Raw genomic sequence first — 25,454 nt, 5'->3', positions numbered from 1 at the left:
TGCTTAAAGGTTAGTATAACACTTTCCTGGGATTCTGTATTGGATGGCAATAGGTTTTGCATCAAATAAGCCGAGAAATGGCGGAGTACAGTCCACTTGTGGCTTTACAATTCTTGGTTTTGTATGTTGTGGTTTTGAAAACAGAAAACATTTGTCTTTTAATATATATAATCCATAATTATGTTAAAAGATAATTAAAATCTATTTGGGATAGCTGCAACGCGCATAAGATTTGTAATTTTTCTCCTAACTAACTTACAGTACTCATATTATTCCCTAATCTGCAACCTATGTTACCATTTCAATTTTATCCCCAAATTGTGGTACGCACACCCAGGCTACCATACGACTCCGGCAATATGATCAACAACTGGGAAGATCTGTTAGAAGATGCTGCCTTTATGGAGTCGGTTTACCTTGCCTCGCCCACATTATATGACGCATGCATGAAATACCGTAATGGTTTTGTCGTTAATGAAAAAACGAAAAATAAAATCAGCCGTTCTTTGATGAAATATTGGTGGCGTTCCGCGAATAGGGCTACACCCTTTGGTTTGTTTTCCGGTTGCCACGTTAGTGAGTGGTCTGATGAAGATATCGATGTGCTGAAAAATAGACAGTCGCGCCATACAGTGCTTGATATCCATTATTTACGGGAGTTGGGCAAACATCTTTCCAGGCGGCCCTGCATTTTCACAAATCTTCTTTTTTATGCAAACAATAGTTTATACAAAGTACAGGATGAATGGCGCTACATTGAGTGCCAACAGAGCAAAGAAAATGGCGTACATCAAATAAGTGCCCTGGCTGCATCGGATTACCTTGATCTTGTCATTAACAGGGCCAGTGAGGGCATTGCATTACCCGATATAAAAGCACTCCTTGTTTCGCCCGACATTGCTGCTGAAGAAGCGGACGATTTCATTGAAGTACTTATAAATGCACAGGTGCTTATCAGCGAACTGGAACCTGCTTTACATGGGGATGGATTTTTACAGCAAATACTGAAAACACTTCAAAGAGTGTATGATATCAATAAAGATGAATACCTTTTAAGTATATTGAACACGCTGTATCTAGTGGCCAAGAAACTGGAGGAAACAGATCGTGTAATGGGGAATGATGAAACGGTTTATGAGGATATTATGCGGTTATTGAGGCCTATTGGCCCGGCATTTGATGAGCGCAACTTGTTCCATGTCGACCTTTCTAAAGCCACCATAGCAAAAGGATTTCCTGCTTCATTGCAACCCCGTTTGTTACAGACTTTGAAAATCATGAATTGTTTTAGTGCAAAGGCAGAAGAGGGGCGGGCCTTACAAAACTTTGCGACCGTTTTTGAAAAACGTTATGGCAATAATACCAGTATGCCTATACTCGAAGTGCTCGATCCAGAGTTTGGTATTATTTATGTAAATAGCGGTCAGAACGAAGATAGCCCGCTTTTAGCAGCATTGGTTTTTCCTTCCAAAAAAGAAGAACTTGGCTATGTCCTGCAACCATTTGAAAAACTACTGCAAAAAAAGATGGTACAGCTTTTAGTCGATGGTGCTGCTGTTATAAAACTGTATGATAGCGATTGCCAGGCTTTAGTGGCGCATTGGGAGCAGCTACCTCCTTCCATGCATCTTTTATTCAGGTTGGTGTCAGATGAGGATATCCCTAAAATTTATATCGAAAGTTGCGGTGGTTCCAGTGCTATCAACCTATTATCCCGGTTTGCATTTGCAAATAAAGAGATTAATGACATTTGTCAAAACATCGCTGAAAAGGAACAATCATTGAACTCGGATATAACTTTTGCAGAAATCGCGCATTTCGGGGATAGCCGTGCCGGTAATATATTATGCCATCCTGCTTTCCGAGCGTACGAAATTCCTTGTCTTTCCCTATCTTCCCGGCCACGCACCATGCAAATTCCACTTCAGGATATTATGGTATGTGTAAAGGACGGCACGGTTATTGTGTACGACAAAAAAAACGGTACTCATATTATACCCAGGTTGAGCAGTGCCCATAATTATACCTACAATGCTTTGCCCATTTATCAGTTTCTATGTGACCTGCAGTTTCAGGGTTTGAAGCGGTCAATAAATTTTAATTGGGGTGCCCTACAAAACCTTTATACTTATTTACCAAGAGTAGAATACGACGGTATTATTTTGTCGGCTGCCCGCTGGCGCTTTACAAGAGAAGACCTGAGCGATCTTTTTAGGAAAGGGGACATTACCACTACCTTAAAATCGTTTATTGAAAAGTATACACTTCCCGGCAAGGTCTTGCTTATTGAGGACGATAATGAATTGCCCATAGACTTTAATGATCCTATGGCTGTTGCTGTTTTTATAGACTATATCCGGCAGAAAGAGCATATTGAGCTACGGGAGTGCTTCGACCTTGCACCGCAATTCCGCGACGAAAATGGACATTATTACCAGGGCCAGGTTTTAGCGCCTCTTATAAATACAAATAAGGTGTATCAACAGGAAAATTATAAAGTAATATTAAACGCAGCGATACCTCAATGCTATCCACCGGGCATGCAGTGGCTTTACTACAAAATATACCTTAGTGCCCAAGCCGGCGACAGGATATTGAGCCAGCTGCTGAAATCCCTTACCCAAAAACTGCTTTCTACGCGGCTTATCAGCAGTTTTTTCTTCATAAGGTATATGGATCCTGATTATCACATAAGGCTTAGGCTAAAGCTGCAGGATGAGGTATCCCTTTCAGATGTTATCAATCATATCAATGATGTCTTTAAAGAAGTATACCAATCGGGGTTGGTAAGGGATGTGCAGATAGATACTTATAAACCCGAGCTTTCAAGGTATGGTACAAGCGCGATAACACTGTCTGAGGCGATATTTTACCATGATAGTATAGCGGCGCTTGATATCATCTCGGCCAATGATACAGCAGATGATCCGCAAGCTTCCTGGCAGGCGGTGATACCGGCCATTGACAATTTTTTAAATGCCTGCGGATATACCATCCGGCAAAAGCAACAGATCACCTCAGAACTGAAAGAAGCTTTTGCCCGGGAATTCACGGTTGACCATGCATTCAAGAAACAGCTTGGCCTTTTGTATCGGGAACAAAAGCAAAACATCGACGCTATAATGGAAAGTAATATTGATACAGAATATGCGGCTACACTTCACTGCATACTGTCGGCTAAGAACGAAAAGATCAAACCGCTGGTAAGTGAAATTATCAGGATGGAGCATGCGGGTATCTTGGATGTGCCCTTAAATCACCTGATTAAAAGCCATATCCATATGCTGGTCAACCGGCTCATAGCCACACAGCAAAGGGAGCACGAACTGGTGCTGTACGACTTTCTCTACCAGTACTACAGCGGACAAATCGCAAGGTCCGATAACCGCAAAACATCATCATAAATACGCAGTGTGTCAGCGCCTTTATAACATTAAAATAAATAGTGCAATGGAGAAACAACGGATCAGGAATACACTCAGCGAGATCAGTAAAGTATTACAAAGCACGCGACCGCAAGAGAATAGTCTTTTTGCAGGCCAGCTTGGTCTGGTATTGTATTTCGCTTATTTGAGCCGCAATAATAAGAAAGTAAAACAACTTTGTTTAAACCGATGGCACAAAGTGTTGCAGGCGTTTAATGAAGGCGAGCCTAAACTGGATGGAGCATCATATAGCTTAGGCTATGGTGGATTATTGTATGTAATGATGGTCTTGAGGGATTGGGAATATATAAGCGCGGCCGATTGTGAAGCTGCAGACCTGCTGGCCGGGCATCTTTTACAGCAGGCACTCGATATGATAGCGCGCGGCTTAAATGACCCCTTACATGGCAGTTTTGGTATTTTACATACACTGCTGTACTTTGCAGAGGTCACGGGCAAAGACCGCTATGCAAAAAAAATATTTAAAGAAATAAGGACGCGATATTATCATCATTCTCCACCCTTGATCGTCAATCGAATGGAATCTGCCGAGGCTGCCGGCAATTTTAACCTGAGCTTTGCGCACGGGCAGTGCGGCATGTTAATGATACTGATCCATGCGGCAAAGCAATTAGGTTATCAGGTGTCTACCAAGCGGTTTGTCGAAAAAAGTATAGATTATATGCTGGGCTATAGAAAGGAAGCCGGTTATGAGGGCACACTGTCCATATTCCCATCGCTGATAAACAGTGTTAGCCTAGAGGCCGGCGCTTCTGGAAGGCTAGGCTGGTGTTATGGGGATCTTGGTTACCTGATTTTATTGACGGTAGCAGGTAAATATCTGCAGAACCAAAGGTATATTGATGAAGCCGAAGCATTAGGGTGTAGGCTTACACAAAGGATAAGGTCTGCGGAAACTGCAATATCCGATCCATTCTTTTGCCATGGTACAAGCGGTCTGGTTAGTGTATTTACTTTTTTATATGCGGAAACGGGAGCAGACATTTATAAGCATACCGCTTTTTATTGGCTGGAGGAAACGCTTAAGCAACTGGACTATATAAAGAACAAAGAAAGTGAAGGGCAACAAAGTATTTTAACGGGGCTGCCGGGCATTGGGTTGGTTTTAATGGAGCAATCCGATAGCAGCCTTTCGGATTGGAGAAAGATGGTGTTATTGCCATAAAAAAATCCCCACATTATAGTGGGGATTTTGAAGCATTTTATCATCTTTTAATAGCACTCAGGAATACAAGATGGTTTAGTGTTGTTGTTACTTTCTTGTTTAGTGTTTGTGTTCAAAACAGCAATTGTTTTTTTAGACAGCACTAATTTTTTCGGTGTTACATTGGCTTTTTTCATAAAAGTTATATTTAATTTTAGTGAGATATAAAGATATTACATGTAATTATTAAAAAATGTTAAAAACGTCTTAAATAAATTAGTAATATTTGATTATTTTTTTAATCACTTGGATATCAATAGACCTTGTTACAGGTGCTGCTAATCATTCGTCTGGCTGTTGGTAATAGCATAGTTATTGAGCGTCAATACAGTAGAAATTGTCTGGGGCTAATAAGAGGAAACAGCGCGGAAATTTATTCAGGAGCAAAGATGCAGCCGACCAGTGCGCTAATCCTCAGAACGCTGCGCCAAGTGTGTGCACATCAAACGTGGCTGTCCGAAAATACGGACAGCCACGTTTTTAATGGGTATCTGATGAAGATTATCCGCTGTATACACACCGTTGTAATACTTCATTAGCTTAGACAGTCATCTGCCTGTGTACGAACTTGGAACACTTTACAATACTACCCATGCCGATCCGTCCCATTGGATCATTTGGCTGGATACGCCCGGATTTATCTCTACAAGGGTTCTGCCCAGTGTATTGAAATCTGTCGGACGATCACCCGTGGTGCAGGTACCCAGATTTTGCCAAACGATTACCGGGTAATCGATATTGATTGGCCGGATTGAAGCAGTTCCGCTTCCTCCGTAACCATAGGGGAATCCGCCGCCTGCTGCAGTGGTGCCGGCACCAACGACCAGGGACATACCGGATTGCATGCCATCGTTTATGATCTGGTATCGCTCATAAGCGGTACTGTTGGCAAAGGTTGTACCAATAGTCTCCAGCCAGCCACCTCTCGTTACCAAACCTTTCTGACCATATGCTTCGATAATATCGCCTTTCATCAGGTGTTTGGTTTTCTGCAGATCTGCTACACTGAAGGTTCTGCGCTGAATGATTTTTGGATCTGCAGCTGTTTCAAACAAGGTGTATCCATTGGTGTTTATTTCCGGAGCCCACAGCTCATCGTCAAAGTGGTTGTCCAGGAATTTGATCTTCTCTACTGTCGGTCCGTTTTCTACAAAGAACAGATAATTTTTTACAGAAGGATAAGGCATCGGCTGGCTGTCGTTACTGCCATAGATGATCTTGCCACCGGCATATTTAAAGGTGTTGTTTTGAACAACTACGTCGCTTACATGGTCTGCAGGTGTGCCCCATTGGCGGATGATAAACATCGCGGCACTATCGCCTGCTGCAGTACCTTCGTTCGGGCAGTCAATACCCTCTACGTAGTTGTGTTCAAAAAGCAGGTTGCGCAGGTGCCCCGACAGAAAAAATACATAACCCGTGTTAAACACTTTATTGTTGGCTACGATAGAGTCTTGCCATGCGCCATTCATCACCATACTCGTATTCTGGATAAAGTTGTTCGTGATATTGGCCGAACTATTTGATGAGACAAACGTAATCCAGTTATCCTTGAAAGTATTCGCATCTATGATGATGTGATTTTTAAAGAAACGTCTGTCGGTTTCGGTTACATGCACCCCCCAGACTTTATCTTCATTAACGAAGTAACATTCTAAGGTTTCAACCGCCGCGCCACCATTGAATGAGGCCTCGGAATTGGTGACAGAGCCGCCCATTAAGCGCTCGAAACGGAAGCCGGTACCTTTATTGTAATTGGCACGGCATTGGTTGAAATGAATCTCCTTACAATAACGTTGCGGCGTATCGTCGCTACCAAATGGTTCGATATCCACACCTGAGAAAGTTGCGGTACCGTTAAACGTGGCTGTATAATTGAAGTCGCTGTTGTTGATGGACAGGTAGTCTCCTTTCTCGACGGCGAAGCCCGTGCGGCGGTTGTACAAGCATTTGACCTGATTCCAGGTGTGTTTTTCCTGTTTGTTTTTATCGGTAAGGCTGTAATACCTTCTCCAGGAATAATAGATACCGTCGCCCCAGCCCTGCTCGAAAGTCAGGTCTTCAAGATGCATGTTTACTGTAGAATTGACCTGCAGACACATGCCTGCTTCTCCGCCAGTGCCTTGGTGTTCCGGCAGATCACCGACTAGTTTTCCCGAACCGCAAAGGGTTATGTTATCACATTCGGCTACCAGCAGCACATTATAGTTGTTGTGCTTGTTGGGGATCATTTTCAGTATCCCTTCAATTTCCAAGGTGAGGCCTTTCTTGCCAAACCAGGTTAATTGATTGGCAACGTGTTCTCCTGTACCACCCAGACTATCCACCATGTATACCCCTTCGGTAATAATAGTGTGCAAGGCGCCGATATTCAGGAGCTGCTGCAGCATAAAGCGATCATTGTTAAATGTTGCACCGCAGAGCTCTCCGGCATTAAAAGTGGTACCGGCATATTTGTATTGATAGGTGCCCGTCCCGGCATTATAAGTAAAGGTCGCCGGGTCGATATAGTACCCGTCTTTGTAGCAATCGAACCAATCGGAGTAGGCACGGTCAACTTTCCAGGTGCCTGTAGGCTCAATAGCAAGGTTCTTGCCAAATATCCGGGCTCTTGGGGCCTCGATAATGGTATCGGTACCGATTAGCATACCGTTGTCCAGACTACCGCCTTTAAAGCGGAGCGTAACATTGGCGGGCAGCGTGATAGCGGCTGTTTGTAAATCGTGGTTGTTAAGGAATTCATAGACGTTGCCGGCGGCAAAATAAGCGGTGTTGAGGGTAGCGGATGCGCTTACAATAATTACGGACATGATGTTTGGATTTTAAGGTTTATAATGGTTGGAAACGGAAATACAATGCCCTGCCGGTGCCTGTACGACCGGTCTAATAAATACGACAATGGCAGGGCGATTCAGAAAGGCATTTTCTTACAAGGTACAATGGTGATGAGGGTGTTTTGTCCTGTTTAAGAAAGATGCAATTTCAGATTATTGTGCTCCGTTTCTATAATGTAAAAGTAGCACGAGCTTACGCCATTATACGACGTAGTGCATAAATTTCAGGTATTTTTTTTAGTTAGCTGCCGGGCAAAAAAGAAGAAAAAGATGTTTATTATAACTAAGAAATTTGTTAGTCTTTATGCACTGATTTTTGGTACTTGAGTAGGGTTGTATCCGCAAAAATTTGGCCTGATTGTATAGGAGCAAAGAAGAAGAGGGATTGTCTTCGGGGAGTGCTTCTTTATCCTCTTTTCAAATATATTGAAAGCATACAGGTGCTTACTATCGGGTACACTTGATATATGTAAAAAGAGCAAGCTACCCATAGTGAGTAGCTTGCTCTTTTTACATAAGATGTTATGATTGATGTCTTTTTCTAATCTTTAATAATTTTCTCCACAATAATGTAATCTTTGCCCTGATACTTTACCAGAACTTTTACATAGTAAATGCCCGATGCAAAACGGGACAAATTCACTACCTGCTTTTGATTGGTTATGGTTTGTTCTATCTGCTGGGTTTGACTTATCGTATTAATTAATTGCACGGATTTTAATTCGCCTTGATTCACCGCAACCGTCAATTGATTCAAAACAGGATTTGGATAAAATCTTAATCCTACCTCAGCACTAAGCTTAGGAATACCGGTGGCAGAAGACACCACTACTTTATTAGATTGATAAACGGAATCGGTAAAACATCCATTTACTTTTAATACAGCATAAACGGTATCGGGTACTGCCGCTGCAGTGCTTGTAAAAGTATGATCAGGGCTTTGCTGTTGTTGGATCAGTTGTCCGTTCACATACCATTCTAAGCGGTAAACGGTTGTACCAGACACATTAGCCGTATAAACAATCGGCGTACCGGGAACGGCATTGCTTGAAGGATTGGCGGTCACATTGATCGCCGCGGTAATAATGCTGCTTACATTTGCGGTGATGGTGTTACTGAGCACAGGTATATTGGTGGTCAAACAAGGGGCATTGCTCGTTAATTCGCAGGAGATTAAATCGCCATTAGCGGGTGTATAATCAAAGCTTGGGCTATTGCTTCCCATATTAGCACCATTTACCTTCCATTGATAGACCGGACTTGTACCGCCATTGCTCGGTGTAGCTGTATAGCTTACCGGTGCACCCGAACAGGAAGTGGGGTTGCTGGTCGAGATCACAATACCTGGCGTTACAGTGGCGTTTACCTGCATCGTAATAACATTGCTGGTTGCTGTGGTCGGATTAAAACAGTTTGTATTGGTCAGGATACACCTTACAATATCGCCGTTTGCAGGCGTATAGCTGTATGATATGCCCGTAGCAACGTTCGTGCCATTCACCTGCCATTGATAGCCCGGAGCCGTGCCTTGATTGGTTACTACCGCAGAAAAACTTACGGTTGTGCCGGAACAAATATTGTTGATACTCTCCGTAATGCTGATCGTTGGTGTGGCACAAGGCGCAAAATTATTTCCATGTGCATAGAAAGTAGAGAGATTATTAAAGCCATTCACCGTTAGACTCACCTTCCAGTATCCGTTTTGAAAACGTACCGAATCGGGTGTGAGTAATACCCCATTGCCCGTTCCCAGATCATTAACATTGGTCAGTTTGGAGAAATATAAGTTCCCTAATGTTTGCGCGGTTTGGTTGACCACTATCTGCTGCGCAACCGGGGCAGATTGATTGTAGGCGATCCAGTCCTGCGGACTGAAATAAAGGCTTAGGGCTACATTACCCGTTGGCGGGGTAGCGGCGTTAAGATTGTAATAACGCCCCACATACCAGGGGCCATTGGTTCCTGCTTGTTGCGGAGCCCCTGCTGTAACGGTAACCGTAGTGTTACCCAAAGTATTGTTGAGTGCCTTAATCATCGCTAATCTGCCACAACTGCCGTTGTTGGCGATAACCGGAAAATAACTCCCGGAGCTCAAAAATCGCAAGCCGCTTACCGTGGTGTTATTGGGTATCGTACCAGGGTTCACCACTATGACTGCATTGTTCGTCGTATCGGCACAGGCTCCATTGGTCAGCGCTACGCTGTAGTTTCCTGCATCGCTTGGCAAAGCCGCAGATAGGTTGTAAGAGTTTGTCCATGAATTGTTGGCTACGGGACTACCGTTGTATAACCACTGAAATGTTTGTGCATTGGTACTTTGCATTTCGAAGTTAACGATAGCGCCCTCGCACACCGTAAAGCCGGAGGGCTGCAAGGATATAGATATGGCGGGATCTATCACTATTGGGCCAGCTGTGTTTTGACTGATGCTGCCCGTTGCTACCACACGGATACGGTAATTGCTGCCTGCTGCTGTTCCGGCCGGAATTGTGGCGGCTATGGGCGATGCCGTACCACTGCCGATCACGACAGGTGCAGCAAAACTACCCGATGCATCGGAGCGCTCAGCGGTGTAAGTAGTAGGGATGGTGGCGGTGGTATTGAAAGATACCGAAAAGCTATTGGCAGCTGCATTACAAAATGACGAGTCATTGGTCGCTACATTGGTAATTTGGGAGGTAGTGACCGTAGAGATGCCGGTAATAAGGATGTTGTCGAAGCGGGAATTACCTGCCGGAGCGACTAAACCGCCGGGTGACACGCTTGCCAGCGAAGTCGTAGACAGCCTGATATAGGCATTGGCCATATTGTTTAAAGCAGCGGGGAGGTTAAAACTTTTAGTAAATCCTTGTACATAATTCGCAGCAGTCCAGTCGCCGGTTAAAGAAGCGGTTTGTTGAAAACTGCCTGCGGGCAGATCGGTGAAGGTGATACCGTCTGTACTGTAGGATACCTTAAAATCGCTCGGGCCATTTGCGCTGGCACTTCCTTGTTCAAATGCGATGCGAATAGTTGATTTGCCGGTAGTATTTACTTTAAATTGAATATAATCGCCAATGGTGGTCCACCGGTTAATGTTTAAAGACTTGGGTGTGCCGTTTCCGGGATTAGCGAAAGTGGCGGCATAGGCACCATTTTGATGCAAGCTTGTTAAGGTACCAATACCTTGTTCCGGGCTTAAAGGCCCATAGATATTGGGTGGTGTAATTAATTGCTGCCCTGACTGGCTTTCGAAAGTCCAGAAGGCAATGGTGTCTGTTTGTCCTTGAGCAAGAAAAGGTATCAGACTGAATAGGAAGAATAGAATTTTATAATATTTGATCATTTTTTTATGATTTTGAAATCTCTTTACTTAAATTTTATCTCTTTGGGTAAGCAAAACGGAAAGGAAAATTGATGCACGTAAAAAGATTACACAACCTCTGGAAAGAGGTTGTGTAATCAGATAAAACAATATGGTTTTTATGTTCCTTATTGTTTAGAGAATTTTAAAGTTTTAATTAAAGTATTCGTTGCTGCGCTGCGTACCTGAACCATATATGTTCCGGCTGCCAGGCGGCTTACATCAACCGATGTCGCCTTCGCTGCATTCATCAATTGTTTTCCTTCAATGCTGAAGATGGTTACATTCACCGCTTCCTGAGCTGTAATGTTCAATACATTAGTAGCCGGATTAGGATAAATAGTTACTGCATCACCTGCCAGGATACTAAGCGGTATTTTCTTAGATAAATATACCGAAGAACCACTGGCTGTAATATCAATTGCATTGATTTGTAAAGTACCACCATTAGCAATTGGGCCATAACCATAAATAGCAAATTCAACTTGATTAGAATTGATCAGGCCAGTAAGGAAGGACAAATCTGAATGAGACAGTACTGCAGAACTATAACCACAATCATCAGCCAATACATTTAATTCACCACCGTCAAACCAGAAGCTACCATCTAAATTATAAGCCAGGCGTGCTTTAGCTATACCAGAGTTTGAGCGACGCAGGGTAGCGTAGAAACCGGTAATGTCAATAGGTGTGCTGCTGCCGATATTTAATGTGAAAGATACATGAGGCCCTAAGTCAGAATAGGTCATCAAACCATCTTTTTTCAAACCACTTAATCCTCCGTTGGTACATTTCTGTGTGGTATCAAATCCTGCATTTACCAATGCGGTAGCGGTATAACCGCTTGCAGTGGTTACGACAGTGCTTTTTCCGTTTTTACCAATGTATGCAGCGATTGTATTAGGATAGATCACATTTACGGTATCTCTGCTGCGCGCAGTACATCCGTTAGTTGTTTTGCTGTAGGTAAATACGGCATCACCAGGGATGTGTGGTGTCGCAACACCGCTAAGGCTGTCAATAGTAGCTACACTCATATCATTGCTGCTCCATTTACCACCGCTAACGGGTGCTGTAATGGTAACCGGTGTTCCGATATGCAGATAGTCAGGAGCGGTAAAGGCACCCAGGCTTCCTGTAGTGTTTACATTTACAGTATCAGCAGGAGAGAATGATGATAAACCAGAACCTGAGCAGATTGTTTTTACACGGTAATAGTTAATTGCCGGTGCAACACCTGCAATCAAATTACCTGTATTGTAAGTAGCGGCAGTAGCACCGGAAATATCCGTGAAGTTTACATTATCTGTAGATTTCTGCCATTGGTACGTAATACCTGAACCTGCATCTCCTGCAAAGTTCAACCAACGGGAACCACTATCACAAATGTTCACTGCAGCAGGTGTAACTGCACCTGCACCTGGAGTACCTGCACAAACAGCGGCAGTGGTGATCGTACCATATACCTCAAGGTTGTTTAATTGGAAAGTACCATATTTGGTAGCGGTTGCATAAGGGAATACAGCAACTTCCAATGTACCGGTAATGCCATTTACTGTAGGGTTAGCACCATTCAAAGTGAAATCCCATACATTAGAGTTAGCACCACAGTTACCACCTCTGCTTTGTGTCACATCGCGGTTCTCGTCTATCCAAGCTCCACCGTTAACACGGTAAGCAATACGTGCTTTTAATGCAGAGGAATCAGATTCGCGTGTTTTAGCAGTAATACGGGTAATGTTTAATGCTTTACCGGCATCAGGCGTCAATACATAGGAAACGTAAGGTCCTGTAGCGCTGTTGAAAGCCGTTACTGAAGGCAGTATATTCAAACCACTTAATCCACCGGAAGCACAAGGTGTAGATGGGGTGTCTAATACCGTAAAATTATGTGCGGTTAAAGCACCTGAAGTTTCACCGGCAATAGTGATTACATTGGTATTGCTGCCGTTGTAGCCGGCATACAAGGCCAAAGTATTAGGCCATACAACATTTACATTAGTTGTAGCTGCATTTTCACAACCAGAAGCTTCAACAGTGTACTTAATGACTGCGGTACCGCCGCTTACTGTTGTTACTAAACCGGATGTATTAACAGTCGCTACAGAAGTATTGCTGCTGCTCCATACACCACCGGCTGTCGTGTTAGATAGACTAACAGTTTGGCCAATTAATAAAGGTGAGCTGCTGCCGCCTGTGATAGGATTTACCGAAGGAAGTGCATTTACCGTTACTAGTTGTGCATTAGAATTGGCAGATAAGCCAGAACCGGCACAAGTTGTTACCGCACGGTAGTAAGTTGATGCAGATACAAAACCTTTGTAGGTAAGTGCAGTAGCACCCGCAATGTTGCTCCAGCTGCTATTATTCGGAGATGATTGCCATTGGTAACTGATACTTGTACCACTTGCAGCACCACCAAGGGTGAACAATACAGAATCAGCACCGCAGATAGCCGTTTTGTTGCTACTCACTGTACCGCTTGTAGGGGTTCCTGAACAGCCGCTTGTATTCGTTCCGTCAAATACACCATTAGACGGAACACGATTGGTGCCGCCCGCTGCCGAGGCATTGATCATCTTCAATTTGATTTGCAAATTGGCTTTATTATTACAAGCCGTAGGAAGGGTAAATGTCTTTAGTGCACAGCTTGTGTTTACCGAATAGCTATCCACCAGTACATCACTTGCACCAATGTTATAATAAACATAGCCTTTAGTTGGCCCGGTACCAGATGAGCTGGTATTAAAATTCATGGTGATGCCTGTAAACCCTGTAGTGTTCAGCGCGTACGTCCAGTTTCCGTTGTTAGAGTTCCAGCCGCTTGCATAAAAACCATTTACGCAAGATGTGGTAGCAGTGGTGGTCTGTGTACAGGTGACTGTACTGTTAATGAGCGTCGCAGAGGCGGTTAAAGACGATGTCAGCATCATGAATGCTACTCCGGCAATAACTTTCAGTTTCGACAAGCGTGAGCTTGTCTTTCGAGTTTCGGCAGTGCTTTTTGAAGGCACTGAGGGAGATGTTGTAATCGATCCCGTGTGGAATTTCATCATGTTGAGAAATGTTTTAGGCATTGCAAATATTGTTCATATATGTTATGTGCTTGTTAAACCTAAATGAATAAAAAATTAACTCAATGTTTTATGAATTAAATATCAACACTATCGGGATGGTTGCCCACTTTAGATACTCATATGTCGAGCGGGTGCTATATTGTTTTATCGACTGCTTTATGACATCACTACTTGTTGAGGTAGTGTTTGTTTCGATTTTTTAGCGAGCAATTCGAATTTCCATGTAGGAAATCGCTGCATATTTTTCTTCGTCTGATTGAAGTGTAAAAATTTGAATTTGGTAACAATACCTATTCATGTGATTTAATAAAAGATAATATAAAGGACATGTTCCGGTAATGCTTGACGTTTACCTTAGCCGACAAACTATTTTGTAATTATTATAATAGCGATTTTATGAAGTATATACTACTTTTTTTTAGCCTGTTTCTTATGGGTTTTAGCACATTCATTTATGCGCAAACACCATTGTCTGCTACTACCTGGAGTGGTTATGTTGATGCCTCACCGCATGGAAATTTTGCCAGTCTTCCAGCCGGTACAGGGCTTACTTTTTCTCAGTGGAGAAGGTATAGTAACAGTACTTATCAAAGTGCAAGTGACGGGTACAATTCTCAGAATCTAAATGGCAATCCACTTGGATATATATCTTCCTATATCAAAACAGATGCCACTACTTCCTTAAATATTACCCAGTTTTCGTTTGTCGCCCGTAGAAGTAATACCGGACCGACCTATTTTAAGGCCTATCTTCTGTTTCCGGCTACCGGGGTAAACAGCCTTATTGGTACGGGATATCTTAACAGCACCAATAATGAGACGATAACCTTTCAAACAGATTTTTGTATCCCTGCAAACGATAGTGTTGTGCTCCGGCTTGTATTGGGCGGTGCCACACACGCCGGCGGTACGTTTAGGGTTCTTAACGGGACTTCCATTTTAGGCAGTAGTAAATCGTCGTGTTCTGTTCAAAGCGTTTTGATCAATCCTCCAGCTACTGTTTGTATGGGTGATGATGCCGTCATTGCTTTAACTTCAGCGCCCGGTACTTCGGTAGTGTACAATGTTAATAATCAAAGTGCACTGGGTCAGTTATTGCTTGATACCGTTGTGACCAACGGTTCCGGTACAGCAACGATAAATATCAATAATGTGACCGGAGATTCCACTGTAAGGATTATCAGTGCCTTTACAAATCCTTGTTGTGCCATAAATATTATGCAGGAAGTTTTCATTTCACCGCAACCCATAGCTACACCTTTATTCACCCAAATTGCGCCTTATTGCAGTGGTGCGACCATGATGGCTTTACCCTCGACTTCCAATAACGGTATAACGGGTAGCTGGAGTCCTGCCATTAACAATACAGCGACGACTACCTATACCTTCACTCCGGCCGCGGGGCAATGCGCGCTCGGTACACAGACCATGACGGTACACATAAATCCTGCGCCGGCAGGAATACAAACGGCAACGGTTTGTTATGGACAATCCTATACTTTTAACGGGATCACGTACACCGCAAGCAATTACACTGCTACGGATACCCTGGCAGGATCCGGCGGTTGCGACAGCATCGTCACCTTAAACTTAACTGTACGCAATGCACCTCAAATATCGATAACGCATTTAGATTCCTGTAAACAGCTTACGTACAACAATCGGGTTTATACACAAAGCACTACATTGTATGATACATTGTACGCTGTAGGGGGTTGTGATAGCCTTTATAAAGAAATCAGAATTACCATCCACAATAATGCGCGTCTGGTTCAGATAGATACGTCAGGCTGTGATGCGGTTTGGCTGAATGGCATACGATACACAACATCAACCGTTGAAACAGATACCTTATACAATACGCTCGGCTGCGACAGCGTGTATAGACAATTTAATATTACGGTGAATCGATTTAATCTGCTTTATACTGTAGATCCAGAAGACCCTTATGAAATGGAGCGTTTTAATATAGCGGTATCCGATGAGTTTGACGGTAATTTTGAAGTGCTGAGTTGGCACCCGGCAAACCTTTTTCCGGTACAAACAGCCAAACAGCAATACCTGTCGGCCACACAGCCGCAAAACCTTAAAGTTTTCGGACGTTCCATAGAAGGTTGCGCAGACAGCGTGATGATTCCGATTAAGTTGAAAGCTTATAGCAAAGAGGTGATGATGCCGAATGCCTTTACGCCGAATGGTGATGGCAGGAATGATGTGTTTGTGCCAAAATTGAAATTAGAACGCGCCTATAACACGGCTGAATTCAGGGTGTATAACCGGTATGGACAAATTGTACATTCAACGGCTAATCTGAATAGCGGATGGGATGGGACCTCTGTTATAAATGGAAAACCACTTGATCAGGGCGTTTATTTTTACAGTATATCCATTTTATTTTTGGATGGGACGGTGAACAATTTTAAAGGGGAAATTACCTTGCTTCGATAATAAGGTAAATCGGCCGGAAAGAAAAAATGAATTGGTGTTTTACGATATATTTTCTGTCTTATAAACGGTGCCCGGTAGCTGCTCGCGATGCGGTATCGAATGCTCTTTTTTAGCAGATTGGATACTCATACTTCTTCCCTATACTATTAAAAGAGCCATACACCGTATGGCTCTTTTAATAGTATAGCAATCCGGTTTCTAGCGACTTTCCCAGTAACCAAAATCATATTTATTCTCATAAGCCGATGCGTTGAGTACCAAGCTTGCAACACTGTTGCTGACAAATGGAAACGGAAGGCTATACAGGTTGCCCCCGTCGCGTGCAATATAAAAAGTCCCATTGCCATAAGTGGTGTTCAGGTTGCCGGTCTGCGCGCCTGGTATGCCTGAAGTAGGGAAGATATAAGAGGCTGCAATACTCATTGTTGTTCCCGAAATATTATATACCCACATCGTCAGCCCGTTTGCCGTATATACCCCTGACTCATGGGTAAATGCCATATTGTAACCACCATTGCCATCAGGCACAAAAGCAATAGAGCCGGATTTGTACCTATTCTTGTAAGCACTGTTAAACAAGGTGCCCACTAGGGTAGCGTCTCCAGTATTGTGATTAAGATGGTATAGTTCTACATTTGAAAAGTTGACGACTACGGCATAAGTCTCTCCGGTTGCCGGGTTTATTTCGACCTCATCTATTGGTCTGTTAAATAGCGTGCCTGTTCCGGCATTTACAAGCAGGTGCTCACCCCAGAAGCTATGATTTATAAACCATCCGCCGTTTGAATTCTGATAAACAAAAACTTTATATTTCTTGGTAGCACCAAATGCTTTGGGACTGCTTGCAGATACATCATAACTACTGGTCGAACCCGTAAAACCTATGCCTGTGGAAAGACCGTAAAACTGGTAATAAGGGAACTCCACCGTCTGGGAACTCGCAACATACCGCCAGGACATGATACCTGCCATGTAAACAGGTGTCAGCTGAGTACTGGATGCCTCGTCTTTACTTTTTGCAGGCACCGGGCTTGCTGCTTTTTTACAGGAAATAATGCCTGTACCTAATAGGGCGATCGCCAATAGAGTGGTGGCCTTGGATTTTGTGTTTTTCATAAATTTCTATTGTTTTAAGGATTATCAATACCACAAAAATGAGCTTATTGGGCAGAAAAAAAATCCCTAAAAATAGGGATTTCGGGTATCTGAGAAAGTGGGGGAATATGTTCAGATAAGCACTGCTGCTTATGAGCAGCATATTTTTATGAGGCTTTATTGATACGACTATAAGCGCTTTTATATACAGCTTTCAAAACAGTGCTTACTGCAGGTGTTTATAATAATAGGCAATAGCCTCACCAATTGAAGAGATATGTAGTTTTTCGTAAATTCGTTTGGTATGCGTATTGATGGTTGTATAGCTCACACCCAGTTTGTCGGCAACCATTTTATAGCTTAAACCCTCAGCCAGTAAAGATAAAACTTCATTTTCTTTAGGGCTTAATGATGTAGTACGTTGAGCAGGTTTAAAGTAATCTAATACCTTTTGCGCAATGGCAGGATTCAAAGCGGCTCCTCCTTTAAAAACCTCATCAATCGCTTGAAGAATACGTTGGGGTTTGTCATTTTTTAAAATATAACCGCTCGCGCCATTTTTTAAACTTGTAAATATTTTTTCGCTGTCATCGTAAGCTGTCTGCATTAAAACCTTAACCTCCGGAAATTTATTTTTGATTCGTTTTAGACCTTCCAGGCCGTCCACTTCGGGCATGTTGATATCCATAAGTACTACATCAGGAAAATAATTTTCTATATCTTGTATTGCATGGATGCAATTAGGCGCTTCTGCGACAACGACAAGCTGTTCATCGAGGCTTAAGAGCGCCTTTAAACTGTCTCTTCGTTCAGTACTGTCATCATATATAAAGATCCGGATACTCATTTCATAAATATAGGAATAATATAAGCAATTCCATGTCCTTAAATTAAGGGACAAGTGGAATGGTCACCAAAATAACCGTTCCTTTTTTCGGAGCAGACTCAATAGTAAACAAGCCATTCAGCTCTTCTGTTCTGATCCGCATATTTGCCAGGCCATTTCCTTTTTGGTCACAAACATCAAATCCATTTCCGTTATCCCGGATCAACAATTCGATTTGCGTGCCTTTGATTTCGATACAGACAAATGCTTCGGAAGCATCGCTATATTTTGCGATGTTGTTGAGGGCTTCCTTTGTAATCAGTACGATGTTTTTTCGCGTCGTAATGTCTTGTATTGTTTTGTTGATATTAGGGTCTATGATTATTTTATAATCCATATTACCGGAACCTAAAATGTCATTGGCAAAGTTTTTGATGCGACTGCCTATCGTCATGAACTCATCTTTTCCGGGCTTCATGCTCCAGATAATATCACCAATTTTATCAGCGAGACTTTGAGATTGATCTTCAATTTTATGTAAGATGTCTTTGGTTCGGTTGGTATCCGTATGAATCAATTGGTTTGCTACGGCACTGTTCAGTTGCAAACTGCTTAAGGTAGCCCCGATATCATCGTGTAAATCGGCAGTTATTTTTTTTCTTTGCAATTCTAAAGCTAATTTCTGCTCGTAAATAGCCTTCTGTTTTTCTAGCCTCCGCCAGTTAAACCACCTTAAAACACTTGCCGTTATAACACTTGCGATCAGGATCCAAAACCATATAGCCTGGTAAAATGGGGTCTTAATAGAGAAATGGAGTTGCAGTATCTGTTTGCTAACCTGATTGTTGGCATCAATTGCCCGGATGTAAATCGTGTGATGCCCGCTGTTTAATTGAATGTTTAAGGTGTTTCCATCCAAGGTACCCCATTTTGTATCCTCATTCAAACGATACTGAATAGCTTTGAAATGCCCGCTCAGCTCAATGCCGGCAAATTGAAGGGTAATGTTGTTCTGATTACTTTCCAGCTTGTAATTTTGTGCGATTGGGATACTAACCTGATTTATTTTAATGCCCGTCAATTCGGGTCTAATTTCAAATTTTGGGTTTTGATAATTTGCCGGAATGAGCGCAATACCATTTTCTGTTGCGGCATAAACAGTGTCATTTTGGGCCACCAGAGCATTAATAGTATTAGAGGGTAAACCATCATTCTTCGAAATTGTATTTATCGTATAGTGAAGTTTATTGTCCACAAAGTAATATGCTAAAACGGCAATACCTTTTTTGCTTCCAATCCATATTTTCTGTTGATGCGCGAGCATGCAGGTAATGTTTTCAGGAAGGGTTGCATTCTCTTTTATGATGGCGTATACCGTATCGTGTTTGAAAATCAATAAATCCCCTCTGCGTGAGCTCGCCCACAAGGTATGGTCCGCAGCAGCAGCTAAAACGGATAAATTTTCATTGATACATGAAGGGGGCAGCGGAATGAAAATGGAGGTATCTTTTGCGATATTATACCTATACAATCCTTTCGTTCCGATATAATAAATCAAATTCCCATCTGTGGTTACCAAATTCAGCGCGCGGTCCCGATCACTATCTAAACTTTTGGTTTTACCGGTGTTTAAGTTCAAGGCGATCAAACCGGAAATCGTGCCCAAAACAATTGTACTATCATTAATCGATACTGCGTCCTTTAAGACTGTGGGAGTGTTTTGTGCATTTAGAATCTGTTTGTTCTGATTGAAATTAATGTTGTAGCCTCTATCATTAACCGTTACAATATCATTGTTGATACAGATTAATTTTCTGATCCAGGTTTGATAATTTTCATATTGATTTTCGTATCTGCTAAATTGGCCGCCTTTTACTTTTAAGACCTGTCCGTAATAGTTTCCTGCAAATAATTCCTTGTTATTGTTGATGGAGATGCTTAAAAAATTTGGCCGGACATAATTTGGCGGAATCGCAATTGTCCTGATTTTATTGTTGTCGTAGTAGACCAGTCCCTCATCTAATGTACCGACCCAAATCTTTTTAAATTTATCGACATAAGCGCAATTGGCCTTAACATCGCCTTCTAATTTGGTGATAAAAGAAAAATTATTTTTATTGTAGATATATACATTGCCTCCCAGGCTCGTAATAATCATATTATGTGCCACAAACTTATACCAGGTAATGTTTTCGGGAATATTCAGCGAATCCAATTGATAAGAAAGAGGCCGTATATTTATTTTGTAGATTTTGTAGATTTTATTTTTCCTGGTGAATTGAAAAATCTCATTTTCGTGAAAGTGTGTCTTTATGAAGAAGTTTTTTGATTTCAGTACAATACTATCCAGTAGTTGATTGTTTGCATAAAGGTAGCTACAATAAGCTCCGTTGTTGTAATGTTTCAACCTTAGATCTATAGATTCATTTTTAATGATTATTCTATCTTGTACCATGAATTGATAATCGGTTATTTGCTTGTTTTTAAAAGTGACATAACCGATGTAGTTGTAAAATTTTACAGAACCATCCGCTAAATGGGTTGCAACGAGTAAGGATTTAGCAATAATGTCCAGGCTGGAGTGGTTCTTAATGGGTACAAAACGACCGTTAATTTCATCAAAATAAGCAGGGACTTGTTTAAAACAATTGATCCAGATATGACCATCGCCGTCTTTTAAAACCTGTAATACTTCGTTTGAGGGAAGACCCTCCCTCACCGAGAAATTCTGAAAGTATTTGCCATCGAAACGCGAAACCCCATTGTCAGTTGCGATCCATAAAAAACCTTTATTGTCTTCGGTAATATCATAAATATGATTGCTGGGCAAACCTTCATTTGTTGTAAACGTATTTCGTTTTACATAAGATTGGGCTTGTGCACAGGGGTATAAACCCAGCAAAAGAATTGATATGAACAGTATGTTTTTGATACTTAGGTTTGATTGTAGTTAAATAAAGATAGGTAAAAAAAAGCAACGTCATTTTAGTTTATTGGGTCTGGTGAAAATGTATTGAAAGGGTTCAATACAAGGGCTTTAAATGGCAATTTAAGGCTTACGCAAAAGGACGAAAATTAATGCCAATAGGGCTTAAGAAAGGACTTATTGGTTCATAGGAGTATTTTTTTATATCTTTATCCCACCTTATAGAAATAGCGTTATGCTATAGTATTATATGATTACCTCAAAATCTTTATGCTCAAAATCTAATTATGAAATACATTATATTGCTTATAAGTATGCTTTGCTCCCTGGCGCATGCCCGCGGGCAATATATCCCTACAGATTTAAATCCTAAATACAATACTAAAATCAATCCGAAGTATAATGCAAAGTTGAATCCGGATTATACCTCCAGTATCAATCCGAAATATAATACGCGAATTAATCCGACTTATACGTCAACGCTTAATCCGAAATTTAATGCAGCGATCAATCCGACCTATACCTCGGCGATTAATCCAAAATATAACTCCGACATCAATCCCAAATACAATGCTGACCTGAATCCTAAATACAACTGGCGGATTAATCCGAACTATGGAGGTGCCGCGAATACCGGCAAAGATGCTTGGGCCGGGAAGTATGTATTTGACAAGAACGAAGATGCAATAGGTTTTCTGATTAGTGCCAATGATATGGTATACCTGTATTTTTCTATGAAGCGGGAGTGGATCGGATACTTCGTAAAGGCAAATGATAATTTCAACTTCTTCTCGATAGATGGAAACTGGAGTGGGGAATATCTCTGTTCAGATTCAGAACAGGGCTTCAATTGGTTTGATGCAAATGCGGATTGGAAAAAGATATACGTGAAGTAGCCCTTATAAGCTTTTAAGCCTTGCGGAACATTAGGTAATGCAACACATAAAAACACCCTAAGGAGTCAATAAGAATTCTTAGGGTGTTTTTATGTCGGTTCAACGATTATACTGCCGTATAACCGCCATCAATCAGATAATATCCTCCGGTCATGAACGAAGACTTCTCCGAACTAAGGAATACGACCAGTTCCGCCACCTCTTCTGCTTTGCCCAGCCTGCCCATAGGGTGCTTGCTGATCAAAGCCTGTATGTGGTCTGGACTGAGTTTAGCCAGTAGTGGCGTGTCAATATAACCCGGACCAACGGCATTACAACGAATGTTTTTTGCGCCATATTCTGCCCCAATATTTCTAGTGAGCCCAACCACTGCATGTTTAGAAGAGGTATAAGCCGGAGACATAGGGGCTGCTACCATACCGTGTATCGAAGCCATATTTACAATAGCACCTCCTCCGTTTTTTTCCATGGCCAGCAATTGATATTTGCATCCGTAGAAGACTCCGTTAAAATTAATATCAATTACCTTTTTCCAACCATCAAGGCTATAGTCCCCGCTCAGCGCAGCTTCTCCACCGATTCCGGCATTATTACAAGCAATATCTAAGCGGCCAAATTGTGCAACCGTTGCCTGAACCAGGGCTTCATTATCTTCCGGAAGCGCACTGTCCGCTTTAAAGAAAGCGGCGGTACCACCTGCAGCTTCAATTTGGTTCACCGCTTCCTGCCCCGCCGATTCATTAATATCAGATATCATCACTTTTGCACCTTCTTTTGCATAAGCCAGCGCTACGGCAAGCCCTATGCCGGAACCGGCTCCGGTTACTAAGGCTACTTTATGCTCTAATATTTTCATAATCACATATTTAAAGAGTGAACTACTAAATTACGACATCTGCTTTATTTTTTTTGCTGCCGGAGGCGTATCCATTCCTAAAGTATTGCTAATTAAATGTACACAATATTCGAAAGGCTATAAATGATATAGAGTGCTTATTGTTAAAGTGTTAGAAGCGTCATTTTGGGTTTGTTTGCAGTCCTTATGGCCTCATCTTTAATTCTTTTACATAAGGTGTTTGCTGATCTGTTTTTTATACACTATTTATGGATTCGGAAGGTGTACATAGGTATATATACCTACGATATTTGATGAGATCACCCTATTGTCAGGATTTTGAATCTTTATAATTTTGTTATTGATAAAAAACGATAAAGTATGAAGAAAGCCGCATTCGATAGCTATACTTATGTATTAGCCTTTTATTCTTTTTGCTGTCGGAAAAAAGCATGGAAAGAATGCTAGAACATCAACTATTGAAACCGTTGCGCCGGAAAATGAATAAAAGAAAACCATTATTATTTGCGATAGCTAATTATAGGAAAAATGAATCCCTTTCTACTATTATTTGTCGGGCATAGCTGATTAGGTCAAAGCCGTAAATTGTAAATGCGTTTGCTGATAAGTCTTGTAAGTGCTTATTAATAAATATAACTACGGGATGATAATTTTTTTAATGTATTAAGAAAGAGCTTGTATTTTTGAATATAAACATCACAGAATCATGATCCGTACACAAATGAAAAAACGAAACAATCTGCTGGTGCTGTTTTGTTGTATCCTAAGCCAAGGCTTATTTGCACAAAAAGACCGGGCCATAAAAACAGGCATCGATTCTGCTGTTTATGCACAGGAGGTATCGCATGCCGGAAACCGCTATTTTGAAACGGGCAACTTTGAAATGGCGGCCAAATCTTTCTTTGCTTCTCTTGCGGTGGCAGAGCGGAGGGGCTATGCTTCCATTGCCGCAACCAATTACAATAACCTTTCGGCTACCTATCATGAAACCGAAAATTATCCGCAGGCGATTGTATACGCAGAAAAAGCGATAACGAGTTTCCAAAATCTGGGGGATAAAAAAGGGCTTGCTGATGCCTATAACTCATTGGCGAATGTGTATTATATGCAAGAGCGCGATTCGCTCTGCCTGCACTTCTTCACCGAGTCGATCAAAAACAGGCTGCTTATCAATGATTCTATCGGTCTTTTTAAAGGATATAAAAATCTGGGAGCCATTTATTTTGAAATCGGTGATGCCGAAAAAGGGATTCAATACATGTTGCAGGGTATTCGTTATATCGGCGCCAAAAGTGATACGAAAAACTGGTTCACTTCTTATATTACCCTGAGTGGAGCCTATCTCAACAGCGGTCAGTCAGATAAGGCTAAGGCCTATCTGGACAGCTGTGCGGCCTTATTGCCGCTCGTTGAAGATAACAGTAAGATCGAAGATTATTACTACGCCAGGTATCAGTACTATGCTAAAACTGGAAATTTAAAAGAGGCATTGACGAGTTACGAGCGATACGGTAATTACCGCGATTCGGTCATCAATGTCACACGCAACAATCAGCTGTCTGAGCTGAATGTAAAATATGAAACGGAGAAAAAACAAAAACTCATCCAGCAACAAGGATTTGCCATTGCAAAGCGAAACACTTGGTTGCTTATGGCTTGCCTGGCCTTTGTATTATTGGTGATCGCAGTTTATCTTTTCTATCGCAATATCAGGTATAAACAGGCGCAAAAGAGACAACAGGATATATTCCTGCAACAAGAAATTGCTTCCAGAGCCCTGTTTGAAGGAGAGCAGCAAGAGCGGATCCGCATCGCCCGCGATCTGCATGATGGTGTGGGGCAGATGCTTTCATTAGTAAAGATGAATTTATCTACGATAAGCCTGGATGTTCCGCAGCTGCAAAAAACGCAAGATATGGTTGATAAAACCATTGAAGAAGTCAGAAACGTATCGCATAACCTCATCCCGGAAGCCCTGCATTTTGGCATTGTTCCGGCATTGGAAAGCCTTTCGGATGAAATAAATGCATTGGGTGAGACGAAAATGGATACGGACATTCCCGAAGAGATACGCAATATCGTTTTTAGCAAACAGAACGAATTGTCGATTTATCGTATTGTACAGGAAGTCGTGCATAATATGACTAAACATGCACAGGCAAGCCAGATTCATTTGTCGGCCAGAAAAGCAGAACAAAGCCTGATGATCACGATTAAAGATAATGGTCGTGGATTGGAGGAAGGTGCGATAGAAAAGGCTAAAGGGATTGGCTGGAAAAATATAAATGCCCGTGTGCACCTTATGGACGGAAAAATGTTGGTGCAATCCGGGCATTTATCCGGAACACAAATAGAATTAACCCTGCCACAAAATGGAAAGTAAAAATAGGGATACATGCTTTTGTAAATAATCGCCAATTGCGGATAGCCGGTCTTAAAGACATGCAGAGTTAAGCCGGTATTGTTCCTTGCCTGCTTCGCTTGGTTTTGTATCCTCCCGGCA

Annotated in this window: 13 protein-coding genes; 5 read left to right on the top strand and 8 right to left on the bottom strand. The window is 41.9% G+C overall.

The features are described from left to right. Positions 1-290 precede the first annotated feature (290 nt). Positions 291-3,404 carry a lantibiotic dehydratase gene (locus tag DBR32_RS01600; RefSeq protein ID WP_124634536.1) on the top strand — a complete coding sequence of 1,038 codons (3,114 nt, stop codon included), beginning with the start codon at positions 291-293 and terminating at the stop codon, positions 3,402-3,404. A gap of 46 nt (positions 3,405-3,450) precedes the next feature. Next, on the top strand, positions 3,451-4,611 hold the full coding sequence (locus DBR32_RS01595; protein ID WP_124634535.1) for a lanthionine synthetase LanC family protein: 1,161 nt from the start codon (positions 3,451-3,453) through the stop codon (positions 4,609-4,611). A gap of 47 nt (positions 4,612-4,658) precedes the next feature. Here the strand turns inward: DBR32_RS01595 and DBR32_RS15835 are convergent, their stop codons facing one another. The 4 genes from DBR32_RS15835 to DBR32_RS01580 form a co-directional block, all read right to left on the bottom strand. Next, positions 4,659-4,787 carry a class I lanthipeptide gene (locus DBR32_RS15835; protein ID WP_199724287.1) on the bottom strand — a complete coding sequence of 43 codons (129 nt, stop codon included), beginning with the start codon at positions 4,785-4,787 and terminating at the stop codon, positions 4,659-4,661. 441 nt (positions 4,788-5,228) lie between these two features. Further along, positions 5,229-7,460: a hypothetical protein gene (locus DBR32_RS01590; protein WP_124634534.1), complete on the bottom strand. Its 2,232-nt coding sequence runs from the start codon at positions 7,458-7,460 to the stop codon at positions 5,229-5,231. Positions 7,461-8,025: 565 nt separating this feature from the next. Next, positions 8,026-10,809: a T9SS type A sorting domain-containing protein gene (locus DBR32_RS01585; RefSeq protein WP_124634533.1), complete on the bottom strand. Its 2,784-nt coding sequence runs from the start codon at positions 10,807-10,809 to the stop codon at positions 8,026-8,028. A gap of 146 nt (positions 10,810-10,955) precedes the next feature. Beyond that, positions 10,956-13,883 carry a T9SS type A sorting domain-containing protein gene (locus DBR32_RS01580; RefSeq protein ID WP_233559631.1) on the bottom strand — a complete coding sequence of 976 codons (2,928 nt, stop codon included), beginning with the start codon at positions 13,881-13,883 and terminating at the stop codon, positions 10,956-10,958. A gap of 417 nt (positions 13,884-14,300) precedes the next feature. Here DBR32_RS01580 and DBR32_RS01575 point away from each other — a divergent pair, with 417 nt between their 5' ends. Continuing rightward, positions 14,301-16,352, top strand: coding sequence for a gliding motility-associated C-terminal domain-containing protein (locus DBR32_RS01575; protein WP_124634531.1), 2,052 nt, complete (start codon positions 14,301-14,303; stop codon positions 16,350-16,352). Between the two features lie 198 nt (positions 16,353-16,550). Here the strand turns inward: DBR32_RS01575 and DBR32_RS01570 are convergent, their stop codons facing one another. The 3 genes from DBR32_RS01570 to DBR32_RS01560 all read right to left on the bottom strand — a co-directional run bounded on the left by DBR32_RS01570 (position 16,551) and on the right by DBR32_RS01560 (position 21,175). Next, positions 16,551-17,468: a hypothetical protein gene (locus DBR32_RS01570; RefSeq protein ID WP_124634530.1), complete on the bottom strand. Its 918-nt coding sequence runs from the start codon at positions 17,466-17,468 to the stop codon at positions 16,551-16,553. Between the two features lie 205 nt (positions 17,469-17,673). Then, the gene (locus DBR32_RS01565) at positions 17,674-18,294 is read right to left on the bottom strand and encodes a response regulator transcription factor (RefSeq protein ID WP_124634529.1); all 621 of its coding nucleotides are present in this window, start codon (positions 18,292-18,294) and stop codon (positions 17,674-17,676) included. A gap of 43 nt (positions 18,295-18,337) precedes the next feature. Continuing rightward, positions 18,338-21,175 carry a two-component regulator propeller domain-containing protein gene (locus DBR32_RS01560; RefSeq protein ID WP_124634528.1) on the bottom strand — a complete coding sequence of 946 codons (2,838 nt, stop codon included), beginning with the start codon at positions 21,173-21,175 and terminating at the stop codon, positions 18,338-18,340. Between the two features lie 311 nt (positions 21,176-21,486). On the opposite strand from DBR32_RS01560, the gene DBR32_RS01555 reads away from it, so the two are divergent. Then, entirely contained in the window at positions 21,487-22,095 is a 609-nt protein-coding gene (locus tag DBR32_RS01555; protein ID WP_199724286.1) for a hypothetical protein, read from the top strand. A 106-nt stretch (positions 22,096-22,201) separates the two neighbouring features. Here DBR32_RS01555 and DBR32_RS01550 read toward each other — a convergent pair whose 3' ends face one another. Beyond that, complete coding sequence (locus DBR32_RS01550) at positions 22,202-22,951, bottom strand: SDR family NAD(P)-dependent oxidoreductase (RefSeq protein ID WP_124634527.1); 750 nt, start codon at positions 22,949-22,951, stop codon at positions 22,202-22,204. Between the two features lie 706 nt (positions 22,952-23,657). On the opposite strand from DBR32_RS01550, the gene DBR32_RS01545 reads away from it, so the two are divergent. Next, positions 23,658-25,334 carry a sensor histidine kinase gene (locus DBR32_RS01545; RefSeq protein ID WP_124634526.1) on the top strand — a complete coding sequence of 559 codons (1,677 nt, stop codon included), beginning with the start codon at positions 23,658-23,660 and terminating at the stop codon, positions 25,332-25,334. The last annotated feature ends 120 nt before the right edge of the window (positions 25,335-25,454 follow it).

The organism is Taibaiella sp. KBW10 (assembly GCF_003852495.1).
Classification (GTDB): domain Bacteria; phylum Bacteroidota; class Bacteroidia; order Chitinophagales; family Chitinophagaceae; genus Edaphocola.
This window is presented reverse-complemented; position numbering and strand designations above follow the sequence as displayed.

Excerpts from the sequence above, each read along its gene's own strand:
- DBR32_RS01600 (WP_124634536.1), top strand. The coding sequence starts at position 291 with ATGTTACCATTTCAATTTTATCCCCAAATTGTGGTACGCACACCCAGG.
- DBR32_RS01595 (WP_124634535.1), top strand. The coding sequence starts at position 3,451 with ATGGAGAAACAACGGATCAGGAATACACTCAGCGAGATCAGTAAAGTA.
- DBR32_RS15835 (WP_199724287.1), bottom strand. The coding sequence starts at position 4,787 with ATGAAAAAAGCCAATGTAACACCGAAAAAATTAGTGCTGTCTAAAAAA.
- DBR32_RS01590 (WP_124634534.1), bottom strand. The coding sequence starts at position 7,460 with ATGTCCGTAATTATTGTAAGCGCATCCGCTACCCTCAACACCGCTTAT.
- DBR32_RS01585 (WP_124634533.1), bottom strand. The coding sequence starts at position 10,809 with ATGATCAAATATTATAAAATTCTATTCTTCCTATTCAGTCTGATACCT.
- DBR32_RS01580 (WP_233559631.1), bottom strand. The coding sequence starts at position 13,883 with ATGATGAAATTCCACACGGGATCGATTACAACATCTCCCTCAGTGCCT.
- DBR32_RS01575 (WP_124634531.1), top strand. The coding sequence starts at position 14,301 with ATGAAGTATATACTACTTTTTTTTAGCCTGTTTCTTATGGGTTTTAGC.
- DBR32_RS01570 (WP_124634530.1), bottom strand. The coding sequence starts at position 17,468 with ATGAAAAACACAAAATCCAAGGCCACCACTCTATTGGCGATCGCCCTA.
- DBR32_RS01565 (WP_124634529.1), bottom strand. The coding sequence starts at position 18,294 with ATGAGTATCCGGATCTTTATATATGATGACAGTACTGAACGAAGAGAC.
- DBR32_RS01555 (WP_199724286.1), top strand. The coding sequence starts at position 21,487 with ATGAAATACATTATATTGCTTATAAGTATGCTTTGCTCCCTGGCGCAT.
- DBR32_RS01550 (WP_124634527.1), bottom strand. The coding sequence starts at position 22,951 with ATGAAAATATTAGAGCATAAAGTAGCCTTAGTAACCGGAGCCGGTTCC.
- DBR32_RS01545 (WP_124634526.1), top strand. The coding sequence starts at position 23,658 with ATGATCCGTACACAAATGAAAAAACGAAACAATCTGCTGGTGCTGTTT.